The following is a 287-nucleotide window of genomic DNA, read 5'->3' on the forward strand; positions in this document are numbered from 1 at the left end:
TATTCATCGGGATATCAAGCCTGGGACTATTGTTCTCCGTGGGGGGGACTGGACTAGTCCAGTGCTGCTGGATCTTGGTCTAGCTAAACAGCTGGATTCATCTACAATCACCGTCTACCCCGGCCACATAGGACCTTATCCATATATGGCTCCTGAGCAACTTCAGGGTATGAGGGCTCGAAAATCCGCAGACCTGTGGGCGATCGGCGTGACAGTTAGGGAATTGATCTGCGGCCGGCACCCGTTTTACGAGCCTGGCCAGGCATTCACTATAGATGAGGCAATGG

At 53.3% G+C, this 287-nt stretch carries 1 protein-coding gene; it reads left to right on the top strand.

Going from position 1 to position 287, the window contains the following annotated elements; all coding sequences use genetic code 11:
• Positions 1-61: 61 nt before the first annotated feature.
• A partial coding sequence (locus LO771_RS30400; protein WP_230748387.1) for a protein kinase occupies positions 62-287 on the top strand: 226 nt, incomplete at its 3' end.

Origin of the sequence: Streptacidiphilus sp. ASG 303, assembly GCF_020991365.1 — a bacterium.
Lineage (GTDB): Bacteria > Actinomycetota > Actinomycetes > Streptomycetales > Streptomycetaceae > Peterkaempfera.